This is a genomic window from Microvirga sp. P5_D2 (genome assembly GCF_054049475.1).
Genome location: NZ_JBFUMH010000002.1, coordinates 53,048 through 77,956, shown reverse-complemented (window position 1 = coordinate 77,956; position 24,909 = coordinate 53,048). Strand labels below are relative to the sequence as shown.

Annotated in this window: 26 protein-coding genes; 8 read left to right on the top strand and 18 right to left on the bottom strand. The window is 63.9% G+C overall.

What is annotated here, in order from left to right:
* The first annotated feature begins 50 nt into the window (after window positions 1-50).
* Window positions 51-917: a DMT family transporter gene (locus ACXJKO_RS01285; RefSeq protein WP_457089261.1), complete on the top strand. Its 867-nt coding sequence runs from the start codon at window positions 51-53 to the stop codon at window positions 915-917.
* A gap of 57 nt (window positions 918-974) precedes the next feature.
* Here the strand turns inward: ACXJKO_RS01285 and ACXJKO_RS01280 are convergent, their stop codons facing one another.
* From ACXJKO_RS01280 to ACXJKO_RS01265, 4 genes are all read right to left on the bottom strand, one after another.
* Window positions 975-1,136, bottom strand: a complete 162-nt coding sequence (locus ACXJKO_RS01280) for a hypothetical protein (protein WP_457089260.1) — start codon at window positions 1,134-1,136, stop codon at window positions 975-977.
* A gap of 157 nt (window positions 1,137-1,293) precedes the next feature.
* A complete protein-coding gene (locus tag ACXJKO_RS01275) occupies window positions 1,294-2,382 on the bottom strand; it encodes a TRAP transporter substrate-binding protein (RefSeq protein ID WP_457089259.1) in 1,089 nt (362 codons plus the stop codon).
* 204 nt (window positions 2,383-2,586) lie between these two features.
* A complete protein-coding gene (locus tag ACXJKO_RS01270; protein WP_457089258.1) occupies window positions 2,587-3,111 on the bottom strand; it encodes a hypothetical protein in 525 nt (174 codons plus the stop codon).
* 120 nt (window positions 3,112-3,231) lie between these two features.
* On the bottom strand, window positions 3,232-3,957 hold the full coding sequence (locus ACXJKO_RS01265; RefSeq protein WP_457089257.1) for a DUF4142 domain-containing protein: 726 nt from the start codon (window positions 3,955-3,957) through the stop codon (window positions 3,232-3,234).
* A 215-nt stretch (window positions 3,958-4,172) separates the two neighbouring features.
* On the opposite strand from ACXJKO_RS01265, the gene hpf reads away from it, so the two are divergent.
* On the top strand, window positions 4,173-4,574 hold the full coding sequence (gene hpf / locus ACXJKO_RS01260; RefSeq protein ID WP_457089256.1) for a ribosome hibernation-promoting factor, HPF/YfiA family: 402 nt from the start codon (window positions 4,173-4,175) through the stop codon (window positions 4,572-4,574).
* A gap of 69 nt (window positions 4,575-4,643) precedes the next feature.
* Here the strand turns inward: hpf and clpB are convergent, their stop codons facing one another.
* Window positions 4,644-7,265, bottom strand: coding sequence for an ATP-dependent chaperone ClpB (gene clpB / locus ACXJKO_RS01255; RefSeq protein ID WP_457089255.1), 2,622 nt, complete (start codon window positions 7,263-7,265; stop codon window positions 4,644-4,646).
* A 190-nt stretch (window positions 7,266-7,455) separates the two neighbouring features.
* On the opposite strand from clpB, the gene ACXJKO_RS01250 reads away from it, so the two are divergent.
* From ACXJKO_RS01250 to ACXJKO_RS01240, 3 genes are all read left to right on the top strand, one after another.
* Window positions 7,456-7,782, top strand: coding sequence for a hypothetical protein (locus ACXJKO_RS01250; protein WP_457089254.1), 327 nt, complete (start codon window positions 7,456-7,458; stop codon window positions 7,780-7,782).
* A gap of 6 nt (window positions 7,783-7,788) precedes the next feature.
* The gene (locus tag ACXJKO_RS01245; RefSeq protein WP_457089253.1) at window positions 7,789-8,052 is read left to right on the top strand and encodes a hypothetical protein; all 264 of its coding nucleotides are present in this window, start codon (window positions 7,789-7,791) and stop codon (window positions 8,050-8,052) included.
* A 225-nt stretch (window positions 8,053-8,277) separates the two neighbouring features.
* Window positions 8,278-9,060, top strand: a complete 783-nt coding sequence (locus ACXJKO_RS01240) for an MOSC domain-containing protein (protein ID WP_457089252.1) — start codon at window positions 8,278-8,280, stop codon at window positions 9,058-9,060.
* Between the two features lie 84 nt (window positions 9,061-9,144).
* Here the strand turns inward: ACXJKO_RS01240 and ACXJKO_RS01235 are convergent, their stop codons facing one another.
* The 6 genes from ACXJKO_RS01235 to ACXJKO_RS01210 all read right to left on the bottom strand — a co-directional run bounded on the left by ACXJKO_RS01235 (window position 9,145) and on the right by ACXJKO_RS01210 (window position 16,440).
* Window positions 9,145-10,122, bottom strand: a complete 978-nt coding sequence (locus ACXJKO_RS01235; protein WP_457089251.1) for a DUF4167 domain-containing protein — start codon at window positions 10,120-10,122, stop codon at window positions 9,145-9,147.
* A 380-nt stretch (window positions 10,123-10,502) separates the two neighbouring features.
* On the bottom strand, window positions 10,503-11,351 hold the full coding sequence (prmC, locus tag ACXJKO_RS01230; RefSeq protein WP_457089250.1) for a peptide chain release factor N(5)-glutamine methyltransferase: 849 nt from the start codon (window positions 11,349-11,351) through the stop codon (window positions 10,503-10,505).
* Window positions 11,348-11,761: a FosX/FosE/FosI family fosfomycin resistance hydrolase gene (gene fosX / locus ACXJKO_RS01225; RefSeq protein ID WP_457089249.1), complete on the bottom strand. Its 414-nt coding sequence runs from the start codon at window positions 11,759-11,761 to the stop codon at window positions 11,348-11,350. Before fosX ends, prmC begins: the two co-directional genes overlap by 4 nt.
* Complete coding sequence (gene prfA, locus ACXJKO_RS01220; protein WP_457089248.1) at window positions 11,758-12,846, bottom strand: peptide chain release factor 1; 1,089 nt, start codon at window positions 12,844-12,846, stop codon at window positions 11,758-11,760. The genes fosX and prfA overlap by 4 nt, the downstream gene beginning before the upstream one ends.
* Complete coding sequence (gene ptsP / locus ACXJKO_RS01215; protein WP_457089247.1) at window positions 12,846-15,113, bottom strand: phosphoenolpyruvate--protein phosphotransferase; 2,268 nt, start codon at window positions 15,111-15,113, stop codon at window positions 12,846-12,848. Before ptsP ends, prfA begins: the two co-directional genes overlap by 1 nt.
* Window positions 15,114-15,201: 88 nt before the next feature.
* On the bottom strand, window positions 15,202-16,440 hold the full coding sequence (locus tag ACXJKO_RS01210) for an aspartate kinase (RefSeq protein ID WP_457089246.1): 1,239 nt from the start codon (window positions 16,438-16,440) through the stop codon (window positions 15,202-15,204).
* Between the two features lie 133 nt (window positions 16,441-16,573).
* Here ACXJKO_RS01210 and ubiG point away from each other — a divergent pair, with 133 nt between their 5' ends.
* Entirely contained in the window at window positions 16,574-17,317 is a 744-nt protein-coding gene (gene ubiG, locus ACXJKO_RS01205; protein ID WP_457089245.1) for a bifunctional 2-polyprenyl-6-hydroxyphenol methylase/3-demethylubiquinol 3-O-methyltransferase UbiG, read from the top strand.
* On the opposite strand, the gene nhaA is transcribed toward ubiG, so the two are convergent.
* Together nhaA and ACXJKO_RS01195 are read right to left on the bottom strand one after the other, a co-directional pair.
* Entirely contained in the window at window positions 17,290-18,456 is a 1,167-nt protein-coding gene (gene nhaA / locus ACXJKO_RS01200; RefSeq protein ID WP_457089348.1) for a Na+/H+ antiporter NhaA, read from the bottom strand. The two genes, ubiG and nhaA, sit on opposite strands and share 28 nt — an antisense overlap.
* Before the next feature lie 157 nt (window positions 18,457-18,613).
* Window positions 18,614-19,519, bottom strand: a complete 906-nt coding sequence (locus tag ACXJKO_RS01195; RefSeq protein WP_457089244.1) for a LysR family transcriptional regulator — start codon at window positions 19,517-19,519, stop codon at window positions 18,614-18,616.
* Window positions 19,520-19,626: 107 nt separating this feature from the next.
* Between ACXJKO_RS01195 and ACXJKO_RS01190 the strand changes: the two genes are divergently transcribed.
* Complete coding sequence (locus tag ACXJKO_RS01190) at window positions 19,627-20,817, top strand: MFS transporter (protein WP_457089243.1); 1,191 nt, start codon at window positions 19,627-19,629, stop codon at window positions 20,815-20,817.
* A gap of 5 nt (window positions 20,818-20,822) precedes the next feature.
* Here the strand turns inward: ACXJKO_RS01190 and ACXJKO_RS01185 are convergent, their stop codons facing one another.
* Genes ACXJKO_RS01185 through ACXJKO_RS01165 form a run of 5 tightly spaced genes read right to left on the bottom strand, consistent with a single transcriptional unit; the run spans window position 20,823 to window position 23,833 of the window.
* Window positions 20,823-21,338 carry a metallophosphoesterase family protein gene (locus ACXJKO_RS01185; RefSeq protein WP_457089242.1) on the bottom strand — a complete coding sequence of 172 codons (516 nt, stop codon included), beginning with the start codon at window positions 21,336-21,338 and terminating at the stop codon, window positions 20,823-20,825.
* Window positions 21,339-21,391: 53 nt separating this feature from the next.
* Window positions 21,392-21,844, bottom strand: a complete 453-nt coding sequence (locus ACXJKO_RS01180; protein ID WP_457089241.1) for a DUF1178 family protein — start codon at window positions 21,842-21,844, stop codon at window positions 21,392-21,394.
* A gap of 20 nt (window positions 21,845-21,864) precedes the next feature.
* The gene (locus ACXJKO_RS01175; RefSeq protein ID WP_457089240.1) at window positions 21,865-22,731 is read right to left on the bottom strand and encodes a carbon-nitrogen hydrolase family protein; all 867 of its coding nucleotides are present in this window, start codon (window positions 22,729-22,731) and stop codon (window positions 21,865-21,867) included.
* 15 nt (window positions 22,732-22,746) lie between these two features.
* Window positions 22,747-23,004 (bottom strand): glutaredoxin 3, encoded by a 258-nt coding sequence (gene grxC, locus ACXJKO_RS01170; protein ID WP_457089239.1) that lies wholly within the window; start codon window positions 23,002-23,004, stop codon window positions 22,747-22,749.
* A 46-nt stretch (window positions 23,005-23,050) separates the two neighbouring features.
* Window positions 23,051-23,833, bottom strand: coding sequence for a ComF family protein (locus tag ACXJKO_RS01165; protein WP_457089238.1), 783 nt, complete (start codon window positions 23,831-23,833; stop codon window positions 23,051-23,053).
* A gap of 142 nt (window positions 23,834-23,975) precedes the next feature.
* Here ACXJKO_RS01165 and ACXJKO_RS01160 point away from each other — a divergent pair, with 142 nt between their 5' ends.
* Window positions 23,976-24,857, top strand: a complete 882-nt coding sequence (locus ACXJKO_RS01160; protein ID WP_457089237.1) for a methyltransferase domain-containing protein — start codon at window positions 23,976-23,978, stop codon at window positions 24,855-24,857.
* Window positions 24,858-24,909: the final 52 nt, after the last annotated feature.

Genomic DNA, 24,909 nt, shown 5'->3' with positions numbered 1-24,909 from the left:
CTGGAGCCTAAGAAGGCAGCCCTTGTCCGATCTCGACGGCCTCCAGTCCCATGTCCTCCCACCTCCTCGCCCGCGTGGCTCCTCCGCTCTTCGTGCTCATCTGGGCGACCGGTTTCATCGTCGCGCGGTTCGTGGCGCCTTATGCGGAGCCGCTCACGTTTCTTCTGGTTCGCTACCTCCTGGCCATCCTGGTCCTGGGCGTCATCGTGGTTGCGGTGAGGGCGCCCTGGCCCAGGACCGGGCGGGACTGGGGCAATGCACTCATTGCCGGAATCCTGCTCCATGGGCTGTATCTCGGGGCTGTGTTCTGGTCGGTGAAGCATGGGCTGCCGGCGGGGATTTCGGCGCTTGTGGCCGGCCTTCAGCCGCTTGCCACGGCAGTGCTGGCCGGGCCGCTGCTGAAGGAGAGGGTGTCTTCTAAAAGATGGCTGGGCATCGGCATCGGGTTCGTTGGCGCTGCTCTGGTGGTTGCGCCGAAACTCGGCGACGGGGGCGTGCCGGCGCTGCCGCTGGGAATCTGCCTGCTCGGGATGGTCTCGATCACGATCGGCACCATCTGGCAGAAGCGGACCGGGAGCAAACTGGACCTGCGCGTGAACGCCACCATCCAATATATGGGAGCGGCAGCTGTCACTCTGCCGCTGGTTCTGCTGCTGGAAGAGGGGCAGATCGCATTCACATGGCCGCTCATCGGCGCCATGGCATGGGCCGTGCTCGGCCTCTCCATCGGCGCCATCGGCCTGCTGCTTTTCCTGATCCGCCAGGGTGCGGTGGTGGGCGTGGCGACCCTGCTTTATCTGGTGCCGCCGGTCACGGCCTTGATGGCCTTCGCGCTGTTCGGAGAGAGCCTCAGCCTGGTCCAGATGCTCGGCATGGCTTGCGCGGCGCTCGGCGTAGCTCTTGCGAGCCGTAGCTGAGGCAAAAGAAAAAGCCCCGAGAATGTCCCGGGGCTTCATGGCTGTCAGGCCTGAAAATTACTTCGTGATCTTCACGGAAACCGGATCGCTGGCCGGAAAGCTTTCTTCCACGCCCTCATCGAGCTTCTTGTCGAGTTCGGCCTTGGTATTCTCGGGCAGCTTCTCGTCCTTCTTGCCTTGTTTGATCGTTTTTTCCTGATGCTTGGTCTTTTCGTCCATGTTGAATCTCCATGATCTCCGAGATCTGGGGCTTCGGGATCTGCGTGGAGACAACGCGCAGCGGCAAGCTTCGGTTCGCCGCCAAACATTGCGGCATGACAACGAAAAGGGCCGCTTCCACTTTCATGGAAGCGGCCCTTTTATCATCTCGCTTCGATCAGCGCTGGCCCTGCTGCTGGTTGACGAAGTAGTCGAAGGGTAGCTCGGCGATGCGGAACCAAGTGAGTTCCTTCTCGCGGAAGGCGCTCCAGGAATCATAGACCTTCTTGAACTTGGCGTTGGAGGCTGCAAGCTCGCCATAGAGCTTGTAAGCTTCCTTGTAGCTCTGTTCCATGATGTCGCGCGGGAAGGGACGCAACTGTACGCCCTGTCCTGCGAGGCGTCGGATCGCATCGGCGTTCTGCGCATCGTATTTTGCCACGCACATGGCGTTGGCCTCGGCGCAGGCTGCTTCGAGGATGGCCTTGTAGTTGGGCGGCAGCTCGTTCCACTTGTTCATGTTCACGTAGAGCGAGGGCTGCGCGCCGCCTTCCCAGAAGCCCGGATAATAGTAGTACTGGGCCACCTTCACGAAGCCGAGCTTCTCGTCGTCATGCGGGCCGGAGAATTCCACCGCGTCGAGGGTGCCGCGCTCCAGCGCCGGGTAGATGTCACCTGCCGCAAGCACCTGAGGCACCACGCCGAGCTTGGCCATGATCTGGCCGCCCATGCCGGCAATGCGCATCTTGAGGCCCTGGAGGTCCGCGATCGACTTGATCTCCTTGCGGAACCAGCCGCCCATCTGCGCGCCCGTCTGGCCGGCCGGGATCGGGTAGATGCTGTAGTCCTTCATGAACTCGCGCATGAGTTCGAGGCCGCCGCCATAATACATCCAGGCATTGTGCTGGCGAACGTTCATGCCCCACGGCACGGACGTATCGAACATGAAGGTCGGGTCCTTGCCGATGAAGAAGCTCGACAGAGTGTAGGAGCATTCAACCGTGCCGTTCTGCGTCGCATCGAGGCTCTGCAAGGCGCCCACTATTTCGCCTGCGGCGAAGACCTGGAGCTGGAACTTGTTGTCGGTGGCAGCGGCCACGCGCTTGGAGATCATCTCGCCCGCGCCGAAGAGGGTATCGAGGCTCTTCGGGTAAGCCGAGGTCATGCGCCAGCGGATTTCGGGATTGGCCTGGGCGATGGCGGGCGAAGCGACAACACCGGCCGCGGCGGCAAGGCCGGCGCCTTTGAGAACTTTTCTTCTATCCATGGGAATTTCCTCGACGTCTTTATGGTTCGGCTGAAAGATCCATAAAGCGCGAGGCGGGTGCTTGTCACTCCACCTTCCGTTGGGGAGGGGGGTGAAACGGCACCCCAGCGCGAAGGCCGGGGTGCCGTGATTGTTGAAGTTCAGCACTCTTTGAAAATTGCGCTTAGCGAGGGGATTCCGATCTCGCCCCTCGTCAGCGTGGGCCTAGCGCTTCGGCTTCTCGTCGTCGGGCTGGTTCGCTGCCCCTTGGCCGCGCACCAGCTTTCCTTTCGGCACGTCTACTGCGGTGCCGGGTGCGGGCACCCGCTTGCGGGATGCTGCGCCGCCGCTCATGCCGGTCGGAGCTGCTGTTCCATCGGTCTGCGCCGCGCGGGCCGCCGGGCTTTTCTGCGCGGTGGTGGCGGTGCTTTCCGCGATCTCCTCATTGGACATGCGGAAGCCGGCCTCGTCGTCTTCCTCCTCAGACACTTCATTGAAGGAATGGATGCCGGCTTTAGAGCCGCTGGTAATCCGGCCGTCATCGACATGGTCGATATCGAGATCGGGATCGAGCTTCTTGGAGGCGCCCATCAGGCCCGTGGCCTTGGCCGCCGCGCGCTTGGCGTTGCCGATCTCGTTGCGCTGGGTCGGACCCGCGACGAAATCATCGCCGGTTTCTTCCTGAGTGAGATCGTTCAGGACTTCATCGACATCCGGCTCAGGCGTGCTTCCGCGCTTGTCTCGCGCCATCGGATACTCCTCTTGCTTGGCTTAAGCAGGCCGGTAAGCCTGCGGATTGGAGGGGCAACGTGTTGTCGGGAGAGGGGGTTCCGGCTCTGGAGGACTGAAAGGACGGAGCCGGAAAAACCCTTAGCGGCCAAGCTCTTTCTGAATGCTCTGGAGCGTCGCGATATGCTCCTTGATCTGGCCGCGCGCGAGCTTGGCGATGTTCGTCATCTCGCGATTGCCCGAGCTCTTGATATAGCTCTCCTGAATTTTCAGAAGCTCCTCGTGGCCCTTGATCTGCAGGGTCACGTAATCCTTGTCGAAGCCCGCCCCCGCTTGCGCCTTCGACAGGCGTTCCATGGCAGCCGATTCCGATTGCGGCAGTTCCGGCGCGGTGGAGGCGGCGGCCTGCGCGCCTGCTGTCGTCGATGCGGTCGCAGCAGGGTCGGCGAAGGAATGTAGGACATCGGCGATGTTATTCTGCTCGCCGATTTCGAACTCGGAGAATTGCTTCACGCGCGGGTTCTGCGCCTTGCTATGCGCAAAATTCGATTGCTGCAGCGACACCGTACCCATGGCGAGCGTCTGCTGGATGTACTGGCGGTCGGCCTGGGATTGCTGCTGGCCCTGCGCGGCGGGAGCGCTGCTAGCTTGGCCCTGGCGCATGGGCGCCTGCGTATCTTGCGGTGTGCCGCCCTGTTGCGTGCGCTGCTGGCGCTCCTGCGCATTCTGGCCGAGAGCCGGGTTGGCTTGAGTCTCGGCGGGCTGCGTCGTGGTGGGGGAGGAAATTCCTGGGCTCGATTGCTGAGCGACGGCGGGTAGACTGAGGGCGAGCCCGAGACCCGCGATGACGAGGTGGCGTGAGGGCATGGATGTCTCCTGCGAACGGCGTGTCGGGGCGAACGCTTGCGCAAGGCTTTTGTTCGCAACGATTCGGGCTCGAGGAGAGGGCCTTCGATGTGGGTGAGCGGGAGCGCAGAGCCTAAACCTCTTCCAACTTCACAGGGGCAAGTTTTGTTTCCACGGCCTGCAACCTTCTTGCAGGAAGGTCGTTAGCCCTCGAACCTTCACCAACGGAGGAGCGAATGAGTCTCGAAGGCGCCGAAAACATCCTGGTGCAAAGCTCAAATGTCGATTTGGGCGATATGTTTCCCGAGTATGCGAAAACCAACATCCGTCAGGTGGCGGCTAAGTACTTCGGCCATCTCATCATGGCCTCGGTGCATGCCACCCGTGACGGCATCACTTACCGATGCACGGTCAACATCCAGATGGGCGCGTTGAAGGTGATGAGCGGCGAGGCCAAGAACAAGGACCTCTACGCCGCGTTCCGCGCTGCATTGCAAAAGTCCGCAAAGCAGCTTCGCCGTTCGAAGCGCGAGCTGCGCGAGGACAAGGCGGCGCGGACCGACAAGGACATGCTCCTGCGTGAGGGTACGCAAACGCGTATTCGTGACGAAGAGGATTTTCAGGCGGCCGCTGAGTAGGAGCGGCGCATCAGTCACCTCTTAAAAAAGAATGGCCGGGTTTCCCCGGCCATTTTCGTTTTCATCGAATTAGTTTAGTCGCACACCTTCCGGCGGGCGCTTCTCGGCGGAGACATTGGTGTTGCCGATGGTCAGGCCCAGGGGGCCTGCATGCACCGGCACAGTTTCGCCGTCCTTGATCTCGCCGGAGAGGATGGCCTCGGCCAGCGGGTCCTGCACGTTCTTCTGGATCACGCGCTTCAGCGGGCGCGCGCCGTAAGCCGGCTCGTAGCCTTTTTCGGCCAGCCATTCGCGAGCAGCATCATCAAGCTCCAGGGTAATCTTGCGATCGAGGAGGAGCTTCTCCAGGCGTGCCAGCTGGATGTCGACGATAGCGCCCATCTCCGAGCGCTTCAGCCGGTGGAACAGGATGATCTCGTCCACGCGGTTGAGGAACTCGGGCCGGAAATGCGCGCGCACCACGCCCATGACTTCATCGCGCACCACATCGCTATCCTGTCCCTCGGGCTGGTTCACCAGATATTCCGAGCCTAAGTTCGAGGTCATGATGATAAGCGTGTTGCGGAAGTCCACGGTGCGGCCTTGGCCGTCCGTGAGACGTCCGTCGTCGAGCACCTGCAGAAGGACGTTGAACACGTCCGGATGCGCCTTCTCGAYCTCGTCGAACAGCACCACCTGATAAGGCCTGCGGCGAACGGCTTCCGTCAGAGCGCCGCCCTCCTCATAGCCCACATAGCCGGGAGGCGCGCCGATGAGACGGGCGACCGAGTGCTTCTCCATGTATTCCGACATGTCGATGCGCACGAGCGCCGACTCGTCGTCGAACAGGAAGGCGGCGAGAGCCTTGGTGAGCTCCGTCTTGCCGACGCCCGTGGGGCCGAGGAACATGAACGAGCCGATGGGCCGGTTCGGATCCTGCAAGCCCGCGCGGGCACGGCGCACCGCGGTGGACACGGCCTCGACGGCCTCGCGCTGACCGACCACGCGTTTGCCGAGATCCTGCTCCATGTGCAGCAGTTTCTCGCGCTCGCCTTCGAGCATCTTGTCGACGGGCACGCCGGTCCAGCGGGAGACGACACCCGCCACGTGGTCGGGCGTCACCGCCTCTTCCATCAGGCCGCCGCCATCCGCCTTCGCTTCGACTTCGGACAGCTGCTTCTCAAGCCCCGGAATGACGCCGTAGGACAACTCGCCCGCCTTCGCCCAATCGCCGGAGCGCTGCGCAGAGGCCAGTTGATTGCGGGCCTCTTCGAGCTTCTTCTTGAGGTCGGCAGCCGTGCCGAGCTTGTCCTTCTCGGCCTTCCAGCGCTGCGTGATGGCGGAGGACTTCTCCTCCAGATCCGCGAGCTCCTTCGTCAGACGCTCGAGGCGATCCTTGGACGCGGAATCCGTTTCCTTCTTCAACGCCTCCTGCTCGATCTTCAGCCGCACGATCTCGCGGTCGATATTGTCGAGCTCCTCGGGCTTGGAATCGACCTGCATGCGCAGGCGCGAGGATGCCTCGTCCACGAGGTCGATGGCCTTGTCCGGCAGGAACCGGTCGGTGATGTAGCGGTTCGAGAGCGTCGCGGCGGCAACGAGCGCCGAGTCGGTGATGCGCACGCCGTGATGCTGCTCGTACTTCTCCTTCAGGCCGCGCAGGATCGACACCGTGTCCTCCACGGTGGGCTCGCTCACGAAGACCGGCTGGAAACGACGGGCAAGCGCCGCATCCTTCTCCACATGCTTGCGGTACTCGTCGAGCGTGGTCGCGCCGACGCAGTGCAGCTCGCCGCGCGCGAGCGCGGGCTTCAAGAGGTTCGAGGCATCCATCGCGCCATCGGCCTTGCCTGCGCCGACGAGCGTGTGCATCTCGTCGATGAAGAGAATGATGCCGCCCTCGGCCGAGGTCACTTCGCTCAGCACGGCTTTCAGGCGCTCCTCGAACTCGCCGCGATATTTCGYGCCCGCGATCAGCGCACCCATGTCGAGGGCGAGCAGCTGCTTGTCCTTGAGCGACTCAGGCACGTCGCCGTTGACGATGCGGAGCGCCAAGCCTTCCACGATGGCGGTCTTGCCGACGCCCGGCTCGCCGATGAGCACCGGGTTGTTCTTGGTGCGGCGCGACAGAACCTGGATCGTGCGGCGGATTTCCTCGTCGCGGCCAATGACCGGGTCGAGCTTGCCGTCACGCGCCGCTTCCGTGAGATCGCGCGCGTATTTCTTCAGCGCGTCATAGGCGTTCTCCGCCGTCGCATTGTCGGCGGTGCGGCCCTTGCGCAGGGAATTAATGGCGTTGTTGAGCCCTTGAGCGGTCACGCCGGCCTGGGCCAGAATCTTGCCGGCCTCCGTGTCCTTCTCGACGGCGAGAGCCAGTAGCATACGCTCGACGGTGACATAAGAGTCGCCCGCCTTCTCGGCTGCCTTCTCGGCGGTGTCGAAGAAGCGCATCAGCTCACGCGTGGCCTGCGGCTGCGCGGCGGAGCCGGAAACCTTCGGCTGCTTGGCGAGCCATTGCTCGACGGCCGCATGGGCATCGCGCGAGCGTCCGCCCGCACGGTCGATGAGGCCCGCACAGAGGCCTTCAGGATCGTCGAGCAGGACCTTCAGTACATGGCCGGGGGAAAGCTGCGGATGGCCTTCCCGCATGGCGAGATTCTGCGCAGCCTGCACGAAACCCCGGGCACGCTCGGTGTATTTTTCAAAGTTCATTTGTATCATCCCTCCTCAGATCCACCCGCCCTCCACGAGGCGCAAGCAGACCCAGCGATGTCGGACCTTCATCACGAAGCATCCGCTGCGCTTAAGGTGGGTGCCTTGATCCCGAACAACAAGAGGGGAACCCGGTTGCGGGGCTCGCATTGACCCAGCACGTGTTCTCATCCGGTTTGAGGAGATTCCCATGGCGCGCGATCCGCGTTCCGACGCCGAAAAGGCCCGCGCCGATCTGGCGCGCAATGCAGAGCTTGGCTTGGCCGTGCCGGAAAGTCCGGCAGAACAGCAGCCCTCGGTGACGCCGGAGACCTTCGGCAGCACCACAGAAAACGAACGGGCGCGCGAGGGGCTCGATGAGACCCCTGAGCGCACCAAAAACAGCCAGGATATCGGTGATTCGACGGGGACCATGAAGACCTCCCGCGACATCCCTGAGAACCGGCAAAACGTTCAGACCCCGCCCACCCATCGTAGCGACCGGAGCGACGGCGTTCTCTCCCGCGCAAAGGAGTAAATCACCATGGCATTATCCGATCTTGTTTCCCGCCTCAGCCCCAAGAAACGCAAGGCCGAGAAGGCCCGCCAGGAATTAGTGGCCAACGCCGAAAAAGCCCTGCGCATGAAGCAGGAGGCCGGACCCGCGGCCCACATCCCCGAGCATCAAACCGCTCATGAAGGCATGCATGCCGATACGCACAAGGTCGAAGTCGACCGCGCCAGAGAGGCTGGCTTTACGCCCCAGATGAAGCGCTCCAAGGTGGCGCGCTCGGGGGATGCTTCGTAGGTTTGTCACTGTTGGCGATAAGAGAGGCCCTGCCCCTGGCAGGGCCTTTTCCTTTTTGGCGGACCCTCACTGTCATCCCCGGCGAGCCGCAGGCGAGGGAAGGGGTTCCATAGCGCCGCGCTTGTGGGTGGATTCCCTTCCCCTCCGCTGCGCTTCGGCCGGGAATAATACTGTAATTTCCAGCCATGCCTTGCCCCTCGCCCCGACGCCCTCTATCGATCCCCCATGACCGTTCGCATCGCTTCCCTCCAGCGCTATCCCGTCAAAGGCCTTTCGCCCGAGCCGCTGAATTCAGCGGATCTCGCCAAGGGCGGGTATTTTCCGGGGGATCGGCTGTTTGCCATCGAGAACGGACCGGCGGGGTTCGATCCGGAAAACCCGGCGCACCAGCCCAAGATCAAGTTTCTCATGCTCATGCGCAACGAGAGCTTGGCGCGCCTGAGAACCCGCTATTACGACAAGATCACCACGCTCTTCATCGAGGAGGGCGGGCGCGAGGTAGCGCGAGGCGATCTCTCCACCGTTCAAGGGCGGCTCGCCATCGAGGCCTTCTTCCGGCGCTTCATGCCCAAGGAGCTGCGCGGCCCGCCGAAAGTGCTGGGCGCGCCCAATGGCTTCCGCTTCACTGATTCTCGGCGGGGCTTCGTTTCACTCATCAATCTCGCGAGCGTGCGGGAGCTGGAGAATGTGGTGGGGGCGCCGGTCGACCCCCTGCGCTTCAGGGGCAATGTTCACATCGAGGGGCTGGCACCCTGGGCGGAGTTCGACCTCGTGGGGCAGGTGCTTGCCACGTCTTCCGGCGTACGGCTGAAGGTGACGAAGCGTATCGAGCGCTGCGCGGCGACCAATGTCGATCCCGACAGCGGCATCCGCGACCTGCAGATTCCGAAAAGCCTCATGCAGGCCTACGGCCATTTCGATTGCGGCATCTACGCCGAAGTTTTGGAAGGCGGCACTATGGCCATCGGCGACAGCCTAGAGGCCGAGCAGTCGAGCTTGGCATTGTAAGCCGCCCGGGATGCCTCAGCTATTTTCGGCAACAAAAAAGGGAGAGCCAGGCTCTCCCTTTTCCATTTCTAAACCTGGCCTGCCTTACTCGGCGGCTGGGGTTTCCACATCCGGCGTGAAACCGGCTTCCTCGCCTGCGGCCTCGATCATCTCGCGGCGGGTGCGGCGGCGGCGGCGCGGAGGAGCCTCGGCGCTTTCGGCATTGCCGAAATCCTGCACGACGGGAGCCGGAGCCTCGTCGTTGACGGGAGTTGCGGCACGCACCGGGTTCGTGAGGAACGCGGGCAGGGTGCCTTGCTCGGGGGCATCGGCCTCCTCGCGGCGGCGTTCACGCTGGAAGCGCTCGCTACGCGCCGGACGCTCGCTACGCTCCGGTCGATCTCCACGGTCCTGACGCTCGGGACGTTCCTGACGCTCAGGGCGTTCCTGGCGCTCGGGACGATCTCCGCGCTCAGGGCGATCCCCACGCTCGAAACGGGCCGGACGCTCGCCCTCGAAGGGCTGCTGGTCGTCGCGCTGGAAGTCCTGACGCGGGGCGCGGTCACGCTGGAAGCGCTCACGGCGCTCCGGACGGTCCTGGCGCTCACCGCGATCCTGGCGCTCAGGACGGTCTTGGCGCTCTCCACGATCCTGACGATCCCCGCGGTCGAAGCGGGAAGGACGCTCGCCATCGCCGCGATTCTCGAAGGGTTGCGGCTGCGAAGAGGGGTCCATGTCGTCGCCATTGCCACCCATGCGCTCGAAGTTCGGGCGGTCGTTCTGGCCGAAGCCTTCCTCGTCGCCCTCGTCGTCGAAGCGCTGCTGGTAGCCGTACTGCTCGCGCAGTTGCTCCTGGGCGGCGGCGATGATGCGGTAATAGTGCTCGGCGTGCTGGAAATAGTTTTCCGCAGCCACCGGGTCGCCGCTGGCCTGCGCATCGCGGGCGAGCTGGCTGTATTTCTCGGCGATATGCTGAGCCGTGCCGCGGATTTTGACGTCCGGGCCGTTCGACTCATAGCTCTTGGTCAAGGGATTAGGACCCTTGTTGCCACCGTTGTTGCGGTTGTTGTTACGACCGCGCATACGCCTGTTTTGTCCTGGTCTCATTTTTTTGCTCTGTGAGCCTCGCTGGTTCTAAAAGCCCACGCGATATGCAAGCCAATAATTCACCGAACGGGCTTAACGCCCACCGTTCGCGTGGCAAACCGTCTGTCGTACGGTCAAGGCGTCTAGCGCCTCGCTTTCCTTCAGTATCGGGTTCAGGTTATCGCGCCCGGCTGTTCAAAGGCCCCTGCCTGCGCGATGGATATCGGTTGGTCTTTCGGTATGCTCTCAAGGAGCGACCGCTTTTTCTCGACCGATGACGATGTCTTAGGGTCGAATCTAGCGGGTTCCTCCCGGTCCAACAAGCAGTATTTCAGCTTTTACCCCATCCTGAGACAAGAAAGACCCAGTTTTTGCGATCACAAGCGCTTCATGGCGACACACCGGGGGTGTCCTGAGAGATCGTGCGCCACTCGTAAAGTTTCAAGGCCATTGGCGCCTGCCAAGCTTCGAAGAGCCTCTTCTTGGTCATAGCCGATCTCGACCGCAAGAAGCCCGCCGGGGGCAAGCAGCCGCTCGGCTTCCCCAAGCAGGATCCGGTAGGGGGCCAGACCGTCCCGGCCCCCATCGAGCGCCAGGAGGGGATCGTGCCTGCGGACCTCTTCATCGAGCGTCGAGATGACCGGGGAGGCGATATAGGGTGGGTTGGACACGATGAGGTCGAAGGAGCCGGACAGCGCATCCGCCCAGCGGGAGGCCGCGAAGCAGCTTCGCTCGCCTACCCCGTTGACCCAGGCATTTTCGCGAGCGGTCCGCAGAGCGCTTTCGGACAGGTCGATCCCAAGCCCTGTGGCCTGTGGCAGCTCATGGAGCAGGGACACCAGAATGCAGCCCGAGCCGGTGCCGAAATCGACGATTCGCATAGCTGCCTGACGATTCGGGAGAAGCTCCAGAACCGTCGCCACCACGGTCTCGGTATCGGGCCGCGGCACGAGGGTTTCCGGCGACAGGCGGAAGGGCAGACCCCAGAACTCCCGCTCCCCGACGATTCGCGCCACCGGCTCATGAGCCAACCGGCGGCGGGTGAAATCGGCGAGGATTTGTTCGTGCTGCGGGGTCAGGGACGCGTCCGGATGGATCACGAGATCGGTCGCGGAGATCCCGAGAGCCGTCAGGAGCAGCAACCGCGCATCGAGCGCCGCCGTCTCAAAGCCGGCTTGGGCGAGAATCTGGCGCAATTCCTTCAAAGCCTGGGCGCGGGTTTTCACGCCACCCGACCCTGCCGATACCGTTCCAACCGCTCGTCCAGCGTGCCGGTATGCAGCTCGAAGAGGTGATTGTCCTCATCGTAGAAATAGAGCGAATGGCCTTCGCCCTCGACGCGGGGGCGGGATTCGCGGAATTCCAGGCCGAGCTTTTCGATGCGCGCGCGGTATTCATCCATATCCGCTGCAGCAATCTTGAAGGCGATGTGGTTGTAGCTGCGCGAGGGCAGGCTCTCGCCTTCCATCACGGCAATCCATTGCCCGCCGACGATGAAGAATTTTTCGCGGGAGAGCGAGAAAGTATCGTCGCCCGACGAATAGACTTCTTTGCCGCCGAGGGTCTGTTCGATGATCGCGCTCATGCGCTCCAGATCGCGGGTGATGAGCGTGATGTGGCTCAGCCCTTCGATCATGCGGCCCTGTCCTGGTCCGCCAGCTGGGCTGCCTGATGCTCGGTGATCAGCGCGTCGATCAGCTCGTCGAGGGCATTGCCCGCAATCACTTCCTCGAGCTTGTAGAGCGTCAGGTTGATCCGGTGATCTGTCACGCGGCCTTGCGGGAAGTTGTAGGTGCGGATGCGCTCGGAGCGGTCGCCGGAGCCGACCTGCGACTTGCGGTCGGCGGCGCGCGCTGCGTCCTTGGCGGTGCGCTCGGCGTCGTAGAGGCGCGAGCGCAGCAGGGCCATGGCGCGGGCGCGGTTCTTATGCTGCGAACGCTCGTCTTGCACGAACACCACCGTGCCAGTGGGAATATGCGTGATGCGGATCGCGGATTCGGTCTTGTTCACGTGCTGGCCGCCGGCACCCTGCGCGCGCATGGTATCGATCTTCAGGTCGGCATCGTTGACGACGATGTCCACGTCCTCGGCTTCCGGCAGCACGGCGACGGTTGCGGCGGAGGTGTGGATGCGGCCTTGCGTTTCCGTGTCGGGCACGCGCTGCACCCGGTGCGCGCCGCTCTCGAATTTCAGGCGAGCGAACACGCCGCGCCCTTTGACCTCGGCCACCACTTCCTTGTAGCCGCCCGCCGTGCCTTCGCTCTCGGAGACGATTTCGACCTTCCAGCCTTTCAGGTCCGCGTAGCGGGTGTACATGCGCAGAAGATCGCCCGCGAAGAGGGCGGCCTCGTCGCCACCGGTGCCAGCGCGGATTTCGAGGATGGCGCTCTTCTCGTCCGCCACGTCCTTGGGCAGCAGCATGACGCGCAGGTCCTGCGCGGCCTTTTCCAGATCCTCGCGCGCCTGGGGCAGCTCGTCCTCGGCGAGCGAGCGCATCTCGGCATCCATCGCGGAATCGTCGACCATGGCCTGGAGGCCGTTCAGGTTGTCCTCCATGGCGCGATAGGCGCGGATGGCGCCGACGACGCCGTCGAGCTCCGCCAGCTCACGGGAGAGGGACACGAAGGTCTCAGGGTCAGGCCCAGCATTGAGCGTCGCCATGATGATGTCATGACGGGCCAGAATGGCGTTCAGGCGGTCGGAGGGAGGCGCAATCGACATCAGACCGGGATACCACGGGTTTCCGCGAACTGGATCAGCTTCTGGCGCAGCGTATCGCCGCTGCCGGAGCTTTCCAGCTCTTCATGAAGGAAGGTTTTGAGTTCAGCGGCATCGAGTGCCAGCAGCATCGCCTTCACCGGACCGATGGAGGCCGGCGACATGGAAAGCGAGCGGAAGCCGAGGCCCAGCAGGGCCATGGCCTCAAGGGGCCGCCCACCGATCTCGCCGCACAGGGTCGCCGGGCAGCCATAGGCCTGCGCCTGCTCGGCGACCATGCTCAGCGCCCGCAGCATCGGCGCGCTCAGCGGGTCGAAGCGGTCCGACACGCGCCGGTTCTCCCGGTCGATGGCGAAGAGGAACTGCATCAGGTCGTTCGAGCCGATGGAGATGAAATCCGCCCGCGAGCAGATCTCCTTCAGCTGGAACAGGAGGGAGGGTACCTCCAGCATCACCCCGAGCTTCAGGTCGGAGGGCAGGGGATGGCCGTGGTTGGAGAGATAGGTCTTCTCCTTCTCCACGATCAGCTTGGCGCGCTCGAACTCGTCGCAGGTCGCGACCATCGGGAACATGATCTTGAGCGGGCGTCCGGCGGCGGCCTTCAACAGGGCGCGGACCTGCGCACGCAGGAGGCCCGGACGGTCGAGCCCGATGCGGATCGCGCGCCAGCCGAGAGCCGGGTTCTCTTCTTCCACCGCCTGCATGTAGGGCAGGATCTTGTCGCCGCCGATGTCGAGGGTGCGGAAGGTGACGGGGCGCTCGCCCGCTGCGGCGAAGACCGCGCCGTAGAGCGCCTGCTGGTCGGAGGCGGAGGGCATGCGCTCGGCCACCATGAATTGCAGCTCCGTGCGGAACAGGCCGATGCCCTCGGCGCCCGTCTCGTCCAGATGCGGCAGGTCGATGACGAGGCCCGCATTGAGATGCAGGGTGATCGCCGCGCCGTCCTTCGTGACGGAGGGCACGTTGCGCAGCTTGAGATACTGCTCCTGACGCCGGGCGCGCAGACGCGCCTTTTCCGCATAAGCCGCTTCCACATCGGGCTTGGGCCGGATCTGAACCTCGCCCGCCGCACCGTCGACGATGATCGCATCGCCCGGCTCGGCGAGGGAGGTGGCGTTCGAGACCTCGCCCACGGCGGGAATGCCCAGCGCGCGGGCGACGATGGCGATGTGGCTGGTCGGACCGCCTTCCTCCAGCACGAGGCCGCGCAGTCGCGAGCGGTCGTAGTCGAGGAGCGCCGCAGGCCCCATGGAGCGCGCCACGATGATGGCGTTCTCCGGCAGGGAGCCGCGCTCGGCCACCATGTTACGCCCGATGAGGCGGAAGAGCAGGCGGTTGGCGAGATCGTCGAGATCGTGCAGGCGCTCGCGCAGATAAGGATCGGTCTGGCGCAGCATGCGGGCGCGGTTGTCGGACTGCACGCGCTCTACCGCCGCTTCCGCGGTGAGGCCGGAGGTCACCGCCTCGCGCATGCGCCGCAGCCAGCCCTGGTCGTGGGCAAACATGCGGAAGGTTTCCAGAACCTCGCGATGCTCGCCGTGATGGGCCACGTCGCCCCGCTCGATCAGCTCGTCGATAGAAACGCGCACCTCACCGATGGCCTTATCAAGGCGCGCGAGTTCCGACTCGACGTTCTCAGCGATGAGGTTCTTGATGACGACACGCGGCTCATGAAGTACCACATGGCCCAAGCCCACGCCATCGGCGAGGGACGTGCCCTTCTGGTAGACCGCGCGGCGGAGCGCAATGCCGGTGTCCACCGGGGCCAGCGCCTGAAGTTCGCCGGAGGCGATCATCTCGGCGACCACCATGGCGGTGGTCTGAAGGGCCTCGATTTCCTCTTCCGCATAGACCCGGTAGGTCCGGTTCTGGACGACGAGGACTCCCATGGTGTTGCCGGCGCGAAGCAGCGGCACGCCGAGGAAGGCGTGGTAGATCTCTTCGCCGGTCTCGGGCTTGTAGGAGAACGCCGGGTGGCTCTGCGCGTCCGAGAGGGACAGGGGCTCGGCGGTCGAGGCGATGAGGCCGACGAGGCCTTCGCCCGAGCGCATGACGGTCAGGTGGACCGCTTCCCGGTTGAGACCCTCGGTCGCGAACAGCTCGAGAACGCCGTCGCCGCGCATCACATAGACGGAGCACACCTCCGCCACCATGTTGGCGGCGATCTGCGTGACGATCTTGTCGAGGCGGTCCTGCGCCCCGACCGGCTCCGCCATGATCTCGCGGAGTCGGCGCAGCAGAAGGCGCGGACCGCCGGGAGCGCTAGGCATGAGCTTTACAGTTCCCGTCCTACGGTGCCGGGCAGGCAAACCGGCGGTTGTTCATTCGAGTGTCGCAGGCTGACGGACCAGCCGTCAATCAGGCTTTATCGAGGCCGTATAGCGAGTGGAGGGTACGAACCGCAAGTTCCGTATAGGCGGAGTCGATCAGAACCGAGAATTTAATCTCAGAAGTTGTGATCGCGCGGATGTTGATGCCCTTGTCCGCCAAGGCTTTGAAGGCCTTGGCCGCCACGCCCGCATGGCTGCGCATGCCCACCCCGATGGCCGAGACCTTCACCACGTCCGTGGCGCCCTGGAGATCCCTGAACTCGATCTCGTTCTTGTGGGCGTTCAGCACGGCGCAGGCCCGCTCGTATTCGGCGGAGGGGACCGTGAAGGTCAGATCCGTGGTGGTGGTATCGTCCGACACGACCTGGATGATCATGTCCACGTTGATGTTGGCGTCCGCCAGGGGGACGAATATCGAGGCGGCGATGCCGGGCTTGTCGGCCACATTCCGCAACGTAATCTGGGCTTCGTCGCGCGAATAGGCGATGCCCGTGACAACCTGCTGTTCCATGATGYCTTCCTCGTCGCAGATGAGGGTGCCGAGCTTGGGCTCGGAGGGATCGTCGAAGCTGGAGCGCACATAGGTCGGAACCCGGTGCATCATGGCAAGCTCGACCGAGCGCACCTGAAGCACCTTGGCCCCGAGCGAAGCCATCTCCAGCATTTCCTCGTAGGAAACCTTATCCAGGCGCTGTGCCCTCGGCACGATGCGCGGATCGGTGGTGTAGACGCCGTCCACATCCGTATAGATGTCGCAGCGCTCGGCCTGGATGGCGGCGGCGAGCGCAACCGCGCTCGTATCCGAGCCGCCACGGCCCAATGTCGTGATGCGCCGGGTCTCCTGGTGGACGCCCTGGAAGCCGGACACGACGGCCACTTCCTTGTTCTTCTCGAAGCTCTCAATGATGTTCGAGCCGTCGATATCGGCGATTCGGGCCGATCCGTGGGCGTCGGAGGTCATGATCGGGATCTGCCAGCCCTGCCAGGAGCGGGCATTGACGCCGATTTCCTGCAAAGCCACGGCCAGGAGGCCGGAGGTCACCTGTTCGCCCGAGGCCACGACCACGTCGTATTCCTTGGTGTCGTAGAGGGCGGAAGCATCCTTCACCCAGCCGACAAGCTCGTTGGTCTTGCCCGACATGGCGGAAACGACCACGGCCACGTCGAAGCCCGCCTCGACCTCGCGTTTGACGTGCTGCGCCACGTTGCGGATGCGCTCTACGGTGGCGACGGATGTACCGCCGAACTTCATGACAAGACGGGGCATGCGAAGAAGGCCGTTCAAGGTCAGGGAAAAAAATTTGCCCTTCGCAGGGCGAAAAGGCGCGTATACATGACGGCAGGGGAACCTGCTGTCAACGCGGGCGCGCCATTTCTTGCCTTTAGGGAACCAAGTTTTCATGACCGACGGCGCAGCCACCACCATCGACCCGGCCGAGGTCGCCCGCTTCGAGCAGATCGCCGGGACCTGGTGGGATCCGAACGGGCCCATGAAGGTCCTGCACAGGTTCAATCCGGTGCGCCTCGCCTATATTCGCGACGAGGCCTGCCGGCGCTTTGGCCGTGATCCGCGCTCCGCCCGTTCCCTCGAAGGCCTGACGATCCTCGACGTGGGCTGCGGCGGCGGCGTGCTCTCGGAACCGCTGGCGCGGCTTGGCGCCAAGGTCACGGGGCTCGACCCCGCGCCTACCAACATCTCGGTTGCAACGCTCCATGCGGAGCGGGCAGGGGTGGATGTGGATTATCGCAACGAGACCGTGGAGGCCGTAGTCGCCCGCGGAGAAACCTTCGACATGGTGCTCGCTATGGAGGTGGTGGAGCACGTAGCCGACGTGCAGGCCTTCGTGAATGCCTGTGCCCAGGCGGTGAAGCCCGGCGGCTGCCTTGCCATGGCGACCCTCAACCGGACCCTGCGCTCGTTCGCGAGCGCTATCGTCGGGGCCGAATACATCCTCGGTTGGCTGCCCAAGGGCACCCACGAATGGGACAAGTTCGTCACGCCCGACGAATTGTCGGGGGCGATCGGCAAGACCGGGTTCTCCGTCCACGACCTGACGGGCGTGGCCTATAATCCGCTGCGCGACAGCTGGTCCCTCTCGCAGGACCTTTCCGTCAACTACATGCTCCTCGCTTCGCGCATCTGAGGTTGCTCGCGGGGCGCGACCGAGAGCAGCACGTAGCCCGCAAGGGCCGAGATCACCGAGCCCATGAGTACGCCGATCTTCGTCGCATCACCCAGTTCCGGCTGCGTCGGGAAGGCGAGCGCGCCGATGAACAGGCTCATGGTGAAGCCGATGCCGCAGAGCAGGGCGACGCCGTAGCATTGCAGCCGCGTCGCGCCCGCCGGCACGTCGGCGAGACGGAAATGAAGCGCCGCCCAGGTAAAGGCATAAACGCCGACCTGCTTGCCGATGAAGAGACCGAGCGCGATGCCCAGCGGCAGCGGGCTGAGCAGCGTCTCGAAGGACAGCCCTGAGAGCGACACGCCCGCATTGGCGAGACCGAAGATCGGAATGATCGCATAGGCCACGGGAGCATGAAGCGCATGCTCCAGGCGATGCAGCGGCGAATCCTCCGCGCGGGTCTTCTTCGGATTGGGCTGGAGCGGAATCGTCAGCGCCAGGGCCACGCCCGCGAGCGTCGCGTGGATGCCCGATTTCAGAACGAAGAACCACAGCACCGCGCCGACGAGCAGATAAGGTAAGAGCCTCGTGACGTTGAGGCGATTGAAGATCATGAGCACGATGAGACACAAAGCGGCCGCGCCCAGCATCGTGAGCGAGAGATTGCTTGTGTAGAACAGCGCGATGATGATGATCGCGCCGAGATCGTCGATAATGGCGAGCGCGGTGAGGAAGATCTTGAGCGAGGCCGGCACGCGCGAGCCGAGAACCGCCAGCACGCCGAGCGCGAACGCAATATCCGTAGCGGTCGGAATCGCCCAGCCCGGCCTGAGACCGGGCTCATTCCATGTGACGGCGAGATAGACGAGCGCCGGCACGACCATGCCGCCGAGCGCCGCGATGCCGGGCAGGATGCGGCGCGGCCAGGTGGAGAGCTGCCCGTCCAGCATCTCGCGCTTGATCTCGAGACCGACGAGCAGAAAGAACAAAGCCATCAATGCATCATTGATCCAGTGCAGCACGCTCAGGCCGACGATGTAACTTTTCAGGATGCCGAAATAAGCACCGGACAACGGTGAGTTCGCGAGAACGAGCGCGATCACCGTCACGCCCATCAGGATGATACCGGCAGAGGCCTCGCTGTCGAGGAAACGACGCATCAACGATGTGTGTCCGCTTGGTCTCATGTCGCTCTTGTGCCGGTCCATCCAGATCTCCCTCGGGTCAAACCCGTCATAACGCACATCGTACGATGGCAGAGGATAAAGCCGCCTTTTCCCATCACAAAAACAAGAGCGTGCCGCTCGATGGAAGGACTCAGGCGAGGCGCACCCTCTCCACGAGAAAATCCAGAAAGGCGCGCACCCGCACGGGCAGATGCCCGCCGCCCACATAGACGGCGTGAATGCTTTCCGTATCGCCGGGATTATAGCGCTCCAACACGGAAACGAGACGGCCGGCCTTCACATCCGGGCCGATATGGACCTGCGACAGGCGGCTGATGCCCAGTCCCGTGAGCACGAGAAGCCGCATGGACTCGCCGTCACTTACCTGCGCATTGCCGGTGGGCACGACGGCGGTGACGTTCCCATCCGCATCCCGGAAAGGCCAGCCGTTGCTTTGGCGGGCGAAGCTGAAGCCGAGAAGGTTGTGCCGGGCGAGGTCCGATAGGCTTCGAGGAATGCCATGCTTTTCCAGATAGGCGGGCGCCGCCACCAGCATCATCCGGCTCTCTCCGAGCTTGCGGGCGACGAGCTGCGATTCCTTCAAAGGCCCGACGCGGATCGCAACGTCGGCGCGCTCTTCCAGCAGATCGACCACCTTGTCCGTCAGGGTGACGTCGATGGTGATCTCAGGATGGCGCTCGAGAAACTCCGGGAGCAGCGGGATGAGGTGGTGCGTCCCGAACGGCACGCTCGTGTTCACCCGCAGGCGCCCACGCGGAGCAGCACCGGCAGCGGCACTTCGCTCGGCCTCGTCGAGATCGGCCAGGATGCGCTGGGCCTGATCGTAGAAGGAGGAGCCTTCCGGGGTGAGCTGCAGCTTGCGGGTCGAGCGGTTGATGAGGCGCGCGCCGAGCCGCGCCTCCAGCCGCGCGATAAGCTTGCTCACGGCCGAGGGCGTCATGCGCAAAGCCCGCGCGGCCGCCGAAAACCCGCCGAGATCGACGGCCCTGACGAAGACTTCCATCTCTCCGGACCGATTGACGTCTATCCGTGCCATTGTGACTTCAATTCATAAATGCTGTTCCGTCCGAGAGGCTAGTTCATAAGCGCCGAAGCGTCCATCTTCCGCCCACCCTACGGCCCTGCTGCTTCCAAGGATATCCTATGCCTCTAGCCCTCTATGCCCTGACAGCTGGCGCCTTCGGCATCGGCGTCACGGAATTCGTCATCATGGGTCTGTTGCTCCAGGTGAGCGCCGATCTCGGCGTCACCATCTCGGCGGCGGGCCTGCTCATTTCCGGCTATGCCCTCGGCGTCGTGGTTAGCGCGCCGGTTCTCACCACGCTCACGGGGCGCTGGTCGCGCAAGACTGTCCTGCTTGCGCTGATGATCGTGTTCACGCTCGGCAACCTCGCCTGCGCCATCGCGCCCGACTACGCGACCCTGATGGGAGCCCGTGTGCTTACCGCATTCGCACACGGCACTTTCTTCGGCGTCGGCTCGGTCGTGGCGACCAACCTTGTACCCGCCGACAAGAAAGCCTCGGCGATCGCCATCATGTTCACCGGCCTGACGGTCGCCAACATCCTGGGTGTTCCGTTCGGCACATGGCTCGGCCAAGCCTATGGCTGGCGCGCGACCTTCTGGGCCGTGRCCCTCGTGGGCGTCGCGGCGCTCGCCGTCATCGCGCTCTTCGTGCCGAAGGACAGGCCGGATGCTGCCGAGAACAGCAGCATCAAGGACGAGCTGAAGGTGCTCGGTCGCCGCCCGGTCTTACTTGGGCTTCTCACGACGGTTCTCGGCTATGCGGGCGTGTTCGCCGTCTTCACCTATATCGCGCCGATCCTCACGCAGGTGACAGGCTTCTCCGAATCCGCCGTGTCACCGATCCTACTGGTGTTCGGCGGCGGGTTGGTACTCGGTAATCTGGTCGGCGGCAAGCTCGCCGACCGTCGCCTCATCGCAACACTGCTCGGATCGCTTGCGCTGCTCGCCGTGGTTCTTCTCGCGATGACGCTCGGCCTCCATAACAAGATCGCGGCCATAGCCTTCGTTGGCCTCCTGGGCGCTTCCGCGTTCGCCACCGTTCCTCCGTTGCAGATGTGGGTGCTCGAGAAAGCCGATGGTGCCGGTCAGAGCCTGGCGTCGAGCCTCAACATCGCCGCGTTCAATCTCGGCAACGCGCTCGGCGCGTGGCTCGGCGGTTTCGTGATCGATCATGGTTTAGGCTTGGGCGCGGTGACCTGGGTTGCAGCCCTCCTGCCGGCTTCCGGCCTGCTTCTGGCGCTGTGGAGCCTCAGACTCGACCGGGCGGATGCGCCGCTCGTGCTCAGTGCTGAAAAGGCCTGCGCCTGACCATCTCAAACACTGGCCTTCCGGCGTGCCCGGGAGGCCAATATCGTCTCAAGGGTCACGGGACGATAATCGAAAGCATCCACGCCCACATCGTATTGCCGCGTCTGCGGTTTCAGCTTGGCGTGGGAGTGGCCGTGCAGATCGATCCAGCCGCGCCCCATATTCTTCCAGGTGCGAAAGGCGTAATGGCACATCACGAGCGCGTGCCCGTCGAGCATGAGCTCGGCATAGGCCTGCACACTCTCCCAACCCCTCGCCGCAAGGGTCGCATCGCCGTCGTTGTTGCCGGTGATCAGGTGCTTGCGGCCGTTGAGAACGTTAAGAAGCTCATCGATGCGCTCCGGCCGCACATGCAAGGCGAAGTCCCCGAGATGCCAGACCTCGTCATCCGGTAAAACAACCTCGTTCCAGTTGGCGATGAGAGCCGCATCGTGCTCGGGAATCGTCTTGAACGGACGCTTGTCGATCCGCAACACGCGCGGATCGCCGAAATGGGTGTCACTGGTGAAGAAAACCGTCAAACGCCGTTCCGCCTGTCACTGCCCGTTTCAAGCGTAATCGTGCAACGGCGAACCTAGTTCCTGTCATCCGGCACGACAGGCAGCGGCAGCAGGTCGATGCCTTCGTCCAGAAGCGCGCGGGCCTCCTCCATGTCGGCCTCGCCATGGATCGAGCGCTCTTCCGTCTCGCCGTAATGCATCTTGCGGGCTTCCTCGACAAAACCCTTGCCGACATCTTCCGAGTTCTTCATCACGTGCTCGCGCAACGCACGAAGCGCGGCGCGCAGCTCGCGCTCCTGATCCGAGAGAACGGCCACCGGCTGCGGTTCAGGCGTAGCTGCTGCTGCGAGCGGTGCTTTATCAGTGCGCGCCACGGACGGCGCCATGATTTGTTTCTCAACCTTGAGTGAATTGCAGAACGGGCAGGTCACGAAGCCGCGCTTGCGCTGCGTTTCGAACGCCTCGCTCGAGGGAAACCAGCTTTCGAATTCGTGGGCCTGCTCGCAGGCCAGGGCGTACTTGATCATGTCCTTCGGGTTCGAAATCTTTATGCGGTTGCGGCTGTTCCGACGGTACTGGACTCCGGCACCACCTCGACCTTGAAGGTCCGCGCGTTCTTGAGCGTCGGGATGCGCCCGCGAACTTCGCTGACGAGGGCGGTGTCGATCTCGGCGAGGATCACGCCAGGTTCCGTGCCGGCTTCCGCTAGCACGCGGCCCCATGGGTCGATGATGATCGAATGGCCGAAGGTCTCGCGACCATCCTCGTGCAGGCCGCCTTGCGCGGCCGAAATCATGAAGGAGCCGGTCTCGATGGCGCGTGCCCGGTGCAGCACGTGCCAATGGGCTTCGCCGGTCTGCTTGGTGAAGGCGGCGGGTGCGGAGAGGAACGACGCCCCGTTCTCGGCAAGCGCCTTGTAGAGGGCTGCGAAGCGCACGTCGTAGCAGATGGTCATGCCGAGATAGCCCCAGGGCAGGGGCGCTGCCACGGCATGGGTGCCGCCGGTATAGGTGGCGGATTCCCGCCAGCTCTCACCGTTCGGCAGGTCCACGTCGTAGAGGTGGATCTTGTCGTAGGAGGTCACGATCTCGCCGTCCGTGTGGATCAGGAAGGCGCGGTTGGCGACCTTGTCGCCCTCCTTTACGGCAATCGAGCCGATATGGACATGGATGCCCTTGTCCCGCGCCACCTCCTGCAGGGCGGCGAGCACCGGATCATTCGCTTGAGGCCCGACCTTGTCGAACAGCTCCGCCCGGTCCCGACAGACGAGAGAGGTCATCTCCGGCGTCTGGGCGAAATGCGCGCCCTTGTCGGCGGCCTCGCGCACGAGGGCCACGGCGGCGTCGCGGTTCTTCAAAACATCGCGGCCGGAGCGCATCTGCACGCAGGCGGCGGTAAAGCGGGTCGGGTTCATCTCAAGCGGTCTCCGTCAGGCCTGCAGCATGGGCTCAAGCTGGCCCCGGTCGTCGAGGGCATAAAGATCATCGCAGCCGCCCACATGTTTGTCGCCGATAAAGATCTGCGGCACGGTGGTGCGGCCATTCGCTTTCTGGATCATTTCCGCCCGCGCTTCCGGCTTTTTCTCGATGTCGATCTCGGTGAAGGCGACGCCCTTGTCCTCGAGAAGGTTCTTGGCGGCCGAGCAGTAAGGGCACCAGCCCTTGGTATAGATCGTGATGGACGGCATGATTGTCTCCGTGTTGAGGCTAGATATAGGAAGATTCAACGCCGGATCACAACTCTTGTCCCACACGGGCGAAGGCCAGCACATCCACCGAGGCCGCGCCGCCGCGCAAAAGCGCGCGGGAAGCGGCATTGGCGGTGGAGCCGGTGGTGAGCACATCGTCGATGAGGAGGACCCGCTTGCCTTTGAGCCGGGCCTTGGCCTCGTCAGGCACCCGGAAGGCCCCTTGCAGGTTCTCCTGCCGCTGGGATTTGGTGAGCCCGACCTGCCGCCTCGTGCGCTTGACGCGGGCGAGAAGGAAGGGATCGCAAGGAACCGCGCTTTCCTCGGAAACCACCCTGGCCAGCGCCATGGCCTGATTGAAGCGCCGCCGCCAGAGCCGCCATCGGTGAAGCGGAACGGGCACGATCACATCCGCTTCGCTTAAAAGCTCGCGGCCCGCCCGGGCCATCATGATGCCGAGCCCGCGCGCGAGTTCCAGCCTGTCATTGTATTTGAGCCGGTGCACGAGAAGGCTCGCCGTGCCGTCATATTCCGCGACCGCGCGGGCGCGCTGGAAAACCGGCGGATCGGCGATGGCGGCGGGCGAGAACAGGGGCTGGCCAAGATCTACCTGGAACGGGATGCCGAGACGCTCACAGAACGGGCGTTCGATCAGGTGCATACCCGCCCAGCATCCGGCGCATAGGCCATGGGGCTCGCCGGTGGCAGCTTGGCAGGCGATGCAGGTGGGCGGGTAGAGAAGGCTCAAGGCCGAGCGCGAGACCGCCCGCGCTGCTTGGCGCAGACGGGATGAGAATGGGGATTGCTGCGCCTGGGTCGCATCGCTCATGGAGCAAGCTTAGCGGGTGAGGCGAGGAAGGGCGAGACGATCTTTTCCCTCTCCCTTTGCGGGAGAGGGATTGCCGTTGTGCTTCAGCCCCCTCCAAAAGTCTCTTGGCTCCGCCCGCATTCCACGTCATATCGAGCACCTGATGAACACACCTCTCGTCTTCGATCGCGCCCTTGTCCGCCATCGCCTCCAGCGGGCCATGAGGGAAGGCTATGCGGATTTTCTGCTGGTTCGTGCCGTGGAGGATCTGGAGGAGAGGCTGGCGGCTGTGCTGCGGCCTTTCCCCCTGGCGCTCGATGTCGGAACGCCGACCCCGCTTGCCAGCGAGGCGTTGAAGCGCAGCGGGCGCGTCGAGCGGGTGGTTCGCCTGTCGCCTATCTCTGAGCCCGGCGCGATCCATGGCGACGAGGAGCGGCTGCCGTTCGCCGGTGAGCAATTCGATCTGGCGATTTCTCTGTTGGCGCTTCAGGGCGTAAACGACCTGCCAGGTACGCTCATCCAGATCCGCCGCGCTCTGAAAGCCGACGGCCTGTTCATCGGCGCGCTGCTCGGCGGTTCGACCCTCACCGAGCTGCGTCAGGCCATGACCCAGGCCGAATCCGAGCTGGAAGGCGGTGTGAGCCCCCGCGTGGCGCCCTTTGCGGATCTGCGCGATATCGGCGGCCTGCTGCAGCGTGCTGGCTTCGCGCTTCCGGTCACCGACACGGATATCGTGCGCGTACGCTACGGCAGTGCCTTTGCCCTGATGCGGGATCTTCGCCGCATGGGGCTTACCAATGCCCTCAACGACCGCCGCCGGACGCCCCTGAAGCGTAGCACCCTGCTCCGAGCAGCGGAGATCTATGCGGAGCGGTTCGCCGATCCGGACGGACGCATTCCAGCAACCTTCGAAATCGTCTGGCTCTCCGGCTGGACGCCGCACGAAAGTCAGCAGAAGCCCCTGAAGCCGGGCTCGGCCCAGATGCGGCTTGCGGATGCCCTGGGCGGCAAGAACGGAGCAACCCCGCCGCTACCGGAAGAATGATCTTTCGTATCGGCGGGGCGCTGCTTGCAACTTGAGCACACGATTGATCGTT

What these genes read in the sequence shown, in the direction of transcription:
- ACXJKO_RS01275 (WP_457089259.1), bottom strand. Translation starts at nt 2,382, where the DNA reads ATGGATAGAAGAAAAGTTCTCAAAGGCGCCGGCCTTGCCGCCGCGGCC.
- ptsP (WP_457089247.1), bottom strand. Translation starts at nt 15,113, where the DNA reads ATGCCTAGCGCTCCCGGCGGTCCGCGCCTTCTGCTGCGCCGACTCCGC.
- nhaA (WP_457089348.1), bottom strand. Translation starts at nt 18,456, where the DNA reads ATGCGTCGTTTCCTCGACAGCGAGGCCTCTGCCGGTATCATCCTGATG.
- ACXJKO_RS01235 (WP_457089251.1), bottom strand. Translation starts at nt 10,122, where the DNA reads ATGCGCGGTCGTAACAACAACCGCAACAACGGTGGCAACAAGGGTCCT.
- ACXJKO_RS01250 (WP_457089254.1), top strand. Translation starts at nt 7,456, where the DNA reads ATGGCGCGCGATCCGCGTTCCGACGCCGAAAAGGCCCGCGCCGATCTG.
- ACXJKO_RS01160 (WP_457089237.1), top strand. Translation starts at nt 23,976, where the DNA reads ATGAACACACCTCTCGTCTTCGATCGCGCCCTTGTCCGCCATCGCCTC.
- ACXJKO_RS01195 (WP_457089244.1), bottom strand. Translation starts at nt 19,519, where the DNA reads ATGGCACGGATAGACGTCAATCGGTCCGGAGAGATGGAAGTCTTCGTC.
- ACXJKO_RS01240 (WP_457089252.1), top strand. Translation starts at nt 8,278, where the DNA reads ATGACCGTTCGCATCGCTTCCCTCCAGCGCTATCCCGTCAAAGGCCTT.
- ACXJKO_RS01245 (WP_457089253.1), top strand. Translation starts at nt 7,789, where the DNA reads ATGGCATTATCCGATCTTGTTTCCCGCCTCAGCCCCAAGAAACGCAAG.
- fosX (WP_457089249.1), bottom strand. Translation starts at nt 11,761, where the DNA reads ATGATCGAAGGGCTGAGCCACATCACGCTCATCACCCGCGATCTGGAG.
- ACXJKO_RS01280 (WP_457089260.1), bottom strand. Translation starts at nt 1,136, where the DNA reads ATGGACGAAAAGACCAAGCATCAGGAAAAAACGATCAAACAAGGCAAG.
- ubiG (WP_457089245.1), top strand. Translation starts at nt 16,574, where the DNA reads ATGACCGACGGCGCAGCCACCACCATCGACCCGGCCGAGGTCGCCCGC.
- hpf (WP_457089256.1), top strand. Translation starts at nt 4,173, where the DNA reads ATGAGTCTCGAAGGCGCCGAAAACATCCTGGTGCAAAGCTCAAATGTC.
- ACXJKO_RS01270 (WP_457089258.1), bottom strand. Translation starts at nt 3,111, where the DNA reads ATGGCGCGAGACAAGCGCGGAAGCACGCCTGAGCCGGATGTCGATGAA.
- prfA (WP_457089248.1), bottom strand. Translation starts at nt 12,846, where the DNA reads ATGTCGATTGCGCCTCCCTCCGACCGCCTGAACGCCATTCTGGCCCGT.
- ACXJKO_RS01175 (WP_457089240.1), bottom strand. Translation starts at nt 22,731, where the DNA reads ATGAACCCGACCCGCTTTACCGCCGCCTGCGTGCAGATGCGCTCCGGC.
- ACXJKO_RS01285 (WP_457089261.1), top strand. Translation starts at nt 51, where the DNA reads ATGTCCTCCCACCTCCTCGCCCGCGTGGCTCCTCCGCTCTTCGTGCTC.
- ACXJKO_RS01165 (WP_457089238.1), bottom strand. Translation starts at nt 23,833, where the DNA reads ATGAGCGATGCGACCCAGGCGCAGCAATCCCCATTCTCATCCCGTCTG.
- ACXJKO_RS01180 (WP_457089241.1), bottom strand. Translation starts at nt 21,844, where the DNA reads ATGATCAAGTACGCCCTGGCCTGCGAGCAGGCCCACGAATTCGAAAGC.
- ACXJKO_RS01265 (WP_457089257.1), bottom strand. Translation starts at nt 3,957, where the DNA reads ATGCCCTCACGCCACCTCGTCATCGCGGGTCTCGGGCTCGCCCTCAGT.
- grxC (WP_457089239.1), bottom strand. Translation starts at nt 23,004, where the DNA reads ATGCCGTCCATCACGATCTATACCAAGGGCTGGTGCCCTTACTGCTCG.